This is a genomic window from Escherichia sp. HH26CH, from assembly GCF_009820205.1.
GTDB classification, from domain to species: Bacteria; Pseudomonadota; Gammaproteobacteria; order Enterobacterales; family Enterobacteriaceae; genus Escherichia; species Escherichia coli_F.
In genome coordinates this window covers 1-4,837 of sequence record NZ_VNXM01000048.1, presented here as the reverse complement: position 1 = coordinate 4,837, position 4,837 = coordinate 1, and the positions used below count along the sequence as shown (strand labels likewise).

The following is a 4,837-nucleotide window of genomic DNA, read 5'->3' as shown; positions in this document are numbered from 1 at the left end:
AGCCAGGGGAGAGGAACCACGCTGGGCAATCAGTTAGAGGTGATACCGGCAGACCGGACGTGGCGTCCACGGCTGCAGAGCAAACCGAAGGTGGACGGGCCACAGAGCGCCATTGTCACCGGGCCTGCGGGCGAGGAAATCTTCTGTGATGAACATGGCCGGGTACGGGTGAAGTTTCACTGGGACCGTTATCACGGGATGACGGAGGAGAGTTCGTGCTGGGTGCGTGTGTCGCAGGCGTGGGCGGGGCCGGGGTTCGGTAACCTGGCGATACCGCGTGTGGGCCAGGAGGTGATTGTTGACTTCCTGAACGGAGACCCGGACCAGCCGATAATCATGGGCCGGACATACCATGAAGATAACCGTTCGCCGGGAGACCTGCCGGGAACGAAGACGCAGATGACCATCCGGTCAAAAACCTATAAAGGAAGCGGATTTAACGAGCTGCGGTTTGAAGACGCCACCAGTAATGAGCAGGTGTATATCCATGCCCAGAAGAACATGGATACGGAAGTGCTGAATAACCGGACGACGACGGTGGATAACGATCATACCGAAACGGTGAAGAACAATCAAACGGTCACTATAGTCGTGGGTCAGACAGTTAATGTTGGTAGTAAAAAAGAAGGTGGGCACGATCAGGAGACAACAGTCGCCAATGATCAAAAGGTAACGGTTGGCAATGACCAGACCATCACAGTGAAGCATGACCAAAAACTAGATGTTACGAATAACCGCCATAAGGATGTGGGTAACGACCAGAACAGCAAGGTGGTGGGGAATGACACCGAAGATGTACTGAAGTCTCAGACTATTACTGTGGGCAAAAATTTTTCACTAACTGTCACAAATAGTTCAACAATTGATTCAGGTGATGTGATTGAACTGAAGTGTGGCGCCAGTCTGTTAAGGATGGATAGCAGTGGAAAGGTAACCATCACAGGTACGGTATTTGATTTTGAGGCCACTGGGCCAGTCAAAATTTCCGGTAAGGACATAGATCTTAACTAATACAAGGATAGTGGAAATGATAGATGTGGAAAATCATACGCCGTTTCCTTGCTTGGCGTTTGAGAAATATGGGCGCTACGGTGTCCGGTTCGACGTGATCACTTTCAAAATGACGTTTCGCCTGAAAAATGGTTATTACGCTGATCTTGCTGACAGGCAGGCAGGGTTGGTGATGGCTGATGAATATTATGGTGAGCCGGAAACCAGTAGCCTGAAATATGAAACAGACTTGGTTCTTCGTAAAAAGAATACAGATATCCACATTATTGGAAGTGCCATGCCCGCCGGAGGTTCTGCTTCAGAGTGGATGGCAGGTGTTCGTGTGGGGAATTTTTCAAAACGACTCTGCTTGTCAGGCCCACGCTATTGGCGTTATGAGGGACAGCGGTGGCGACTGAGTTCACCTGAGAAAACAGACACGATCCCCCTGCGTTACGAACTAGCGTATGGCGGTTTTTGGCAGACGGAAGGTCAGTCGCCACACAGTTTCTCAGCTAATCCAGTTGGATGTGGCTTTTACCCGGATATTTCGGTTCTGGATACGGAACAGCAGTATGTTGCACCGCAGATAACGCGATATCACCTGCCAGATGATAATGACTTTTTTATCGAAACGCTCTGTACTCCGCAAGGGACCGGGCCAATGTCGCGCTGGTGGCAAAATCGCTTACAGTTTGCAGGGACCTATGATAATACGTGGCGTGAAGAGCGTTTTCCCTTTTTTCCCGACGATTTTAATGAGCATTTCTATAACAGTGCCCATCCCGAGTTAGTGCTTCCGGGATATCTGACAGGAAATGAATGTATTGTTCTGGAAGGGGTATTGCCAGATTCAAATCGTGTAGTAACCGGATTGCCTGGATTTAAACCAGTTTTTGTTCTGAAAGACCATAGTAATTATCCTCATACATTTTTTCCGTTCGCTGATACATTGGTTATAAACCTTGATGAACGTTTAATTTATCTCACCTGGAGACTGACACTGCCTGCTTTGCTGAACATGAAGGAAGGGATTCTGGGTTGTATTGTGCCACAGCAAATGAAGGGGGTATGTCATGGCTGACAAACATGTGGCAGATGGGGAGTCAGGGTTTATGGCGATAAACAGCACGCCGGATGCCTGTAGGGTGGGTAACGCTGTTGTCCCGTTTGACTGTTTTCAATATTTAAGTAGTAAGAAGCAGTATGCAACAACAGTAAAAGCTCGTGGGTTCTCTGTGCTGAATGTAGGGTCTGTTATTGCCGGAACGAAAAGTAATGCCGGGAGTGGTGTTGTGTCCGGTACTTCATTGGGTAGTGGTGATTGCATTATCCTCACTGGTAGTCCAACGGTAAGAGTGGAGGGCAAACCCATCGCCCGGCATGATTCCAGTGTGGGTATGAATAACCAGAATTGTCTGGGAAAGCTCCAGACGCTGGTGGCTCCGCCTATTGTAGTTGTTAAGGATAATACTCTCCCCTGTAATCAGTCTAATGTTTCATCTCCTTGGCTGGAGCGACTTAAAGAGGCAAAAAAGAGAGCGGACGAAGATAATGGTTTTGGTGAGGAGATTCAGCAGGCAGATGAGTGGACAGCGAAGCAAATAGATAAGTTGCGTCCGGCACCGATGCCGGGAAAACCCGGAGATATGATTTATGATTATGAATCAGGTGGTGAAATACCAATAGAAGTTTATAACGCTAAAAACGAAATCAATGCTGGAATACTCCGTGGAGTACTTGGAACGGTCAGGAGTACAATTTCTGGTATTGCCAGCCTGGTAAATGATGTGCCTCAGTTACCGGACAATATTGCTCTTAGCAGTATGATTTTGGCAGAAAATATCCGTTTGGGAAATATCTGTCTGGAGAGCATGAAGAAGGATGCAGAAGATGCCTGGGAAGCTGCTAAAGAACTGCCGGACATAGCGGAGAAGGTATGGGATAGTTTACAAGAACAATGGGACAAAGCATCACCTGGTGATAAGGCTGAACTTGTTTCGCGAGGGCTTTCGGAACTGGCAGCGAATTTTATTCCTTCTAATTGGTTTAGTAAAGCCGGAAAAGTGACAAAAACTGGAGAAATTATTGAAGCCACTTCTACGGTGAATAAAACAAGGAAGGCTGGAACAATAGAATATAAGGTAGATGATGTAAAGCACTCTTCGGCGGATAAGGGACGCAATGATAGAAAAGACGACAATAACGCAAAAAAAAATGCGGAGGATGTTGCTAAAAAGGATAATGAACAAAGCGGCGTAAAAATCAAGAGACCTAACCCTACTAAAATCAAATGTTTTTCACCATTTAGCAATGAAAATTTTAAGAAATTATCCGAAGCAGACAAGAAAAAATATTTAAAAGAATATGAAAAGCAATTGAGAGGACAACAAGATGCGATTAATAATTTATCTGCCGAAGAGTTTATGGCTGCGAGACAGTCGTACATCGATCATGGACGCAATCCTCTTGCAGCTGATGCTCAGGATAAGTTTAGAGCAGCCACCGCACAGGACATAAGAACAAGCATATATAAACGTTTAAGGAAGGATGGGGTATCACCAGAAGTCGCTGAAGCCAAAGCTGCAGGCCGTACAAAAGAAATCATGGAAAAATTAGTTGCGTTACATGAGCCTGATATGGTTGCTGGTGGATGGGCTAGTCCAAATCCTACACGAATAGGGGGAAGTAGTGTAAACGGTGCAATAGGTGGAAGTTGGAATCACAATAAACGTTTAAAAGACTTAGAAACGGCTGCTAGAAATAGTATTGCCAGTGGTGACGGACATGCTAAAATGAACGTAATACTTGAAGTTTGTAGAGGGAAAAAATATGCGAGATGAAGACTTTAACTGGTTTATAAAAAAGTTTGGGGAGCCAACTTCAACTGAACCTGTTCCGGTTATTTCTTTGGAAAAATGGAGAGGCGTATTGCCTGATGTTCTGTTGAGTTATTGGGAAAATGAAGGTTGGGCTTCTTGGCAGAATGGATTGATAAGTTTAGTAGACCCAGAATATTATAATGATATTCTAGATTCTTGGTTAGAGGGAACTCCGTTTGAGGAAGAAGATTCTTACCATGTTTTTGCTCGCGGCGCTTTTGGAATACTTTACGCTTTTGGGGTACATACAGGACGGAATCTAACAATATTATGCTATGCAGGTAAAATTATTGTGTCAGTGCGAGAGAAGGTTAAAAAATCTCAAGAGGATTTGATGTGGGATATTAAGTCATTCTTCGGCGCAGCCAGAATTGTTGACTTTGATCTTGTAGATATACATGGAAATTATCTTTTTAAACAGGCTGTTAGTTTATATGGTGTATTAGAGAGGGAAGAGATATTTGGTTTTGAACCAGCAATATTTCTAGGTGGAAAGATTGATATAAATAATGTGAGAAAACTAGATGCTCAAATACATTTATCAATTCTGAGAGAAATGACCGAACCTGATATTTATGAAATATAACTAACAATATAACTAAAGCAGAAGTAGTTATTCAGAGAAAGATCACAGTGTGTCGCAGGGGAGCGATTCATGTCATTAGTGCGTTCTCGACAATGTATAGTCTGGTCCTTGGGCAGATCAAGGCGGATGATATCTTATGATGAGATGGCACTAACCATCGCCGGAAAGGAATTTGAGAAAATTTGCAGCCATGCTGAAGAACCACATCTATCCGAAAACTGGCTTACACAGCAGGGCAAGATCATGGTGTGCCGTAGGCACAAAGATGCAAAACGGGACGTTTTGCATGTAATAAGCATAAGCTTGTGAAGAGATGGTGGCAGGCCCACCGGGATCTGCTGTCGGAAGTCGGTCCCAAACAACCCCGGCTGCTGTGGTA

4 protein-coding genes and 1 pseudogene are annotated in these 4,837 nt (G+C 44.9%); all 5 read left to right on the top strand.

The features are described 5' to 3' along the window. Positions 1 to 1,011: type VI secretion system Vgr family protein (locus FQ015_RS16425; protein WP_160524281.1), on the top strand; the 1,011-nt coding region annotated here is incomplete at its 5' end. Between the two features lie 16 nt (positions 1,012 to 1,027). Beyond that, entirely contained in the window at positions 1,028 to 2,074 is a 1,047-nt protein-coding gene (locus FQ015_RS16420) for a DUF2169 family type VI secretion system accessory protein (RefSeq protein WP_160524280.1), read from the top strand. Continuing rightward, the gene (locus FQ015_RS16415; protein WP_160524279.1) at positions 2,067 to 3,833 is read left to right on the top strand and encodes a polymorphic toxin type 15 domain-containing protein; all 1,767 of its coding nucleotides are present in this window, start codon (positions 2,067 to 2,069) and stop codon (positions 3,831 to 3,833) included. Before FQ015_RS16420 ends, FQ015_RS16415 begins: the two co-directional genes overlap by 8 nt. Beyond that, positions 3,823 to 4,458, top strand: a complete 636-nt coding sequence (locus tag FQ015_RS16410; protein WP_160524278.1) for a GAD-like domain-containing protein — start codon at positions 3,823 to 3,825, stop codon at positions 4,456 to 4,458. Before FQ015_RS16415 ends, FQ015_RS16410 begins: the two co-directional genes overlap by 11 nt. 53 nt (positions 4,459 to 4,511) lie before the next feature. Further along, positions 4,512 to 4,589: pseudogene (locus FQ015_RS24275) on the top strand (hypothetical protein); the annotation flags it as partial. Positions 4,590 to 4,837: the final 248 nt, after the last annotated feature.

Excerpts from the sequence above, each read along its gene's own strand:
- FQ015_RS16415 (WP_160524279.1), top strand. The coding sequence starts at position 2,067 with ATGGCTGACAAACATGTGGCAGATGGGGAGTCAGGGTTTATGGCGATA.
- FQ015_RS16420 (WP_160524280.1), top strand. The coding sequence starts at position 1,028 with ATGATAGATGTGGAAAATCATACGCCGTTTCCTTGCTTGGCGTTTGAG.
- FQ015_RS16410 (WP_160524278.1), top strand. The coding sequence starts at position 3,823 with ATGCGAGATGAAGACTTTAACTGGTTTATAAAAAAGTTTGGGGAGCCA.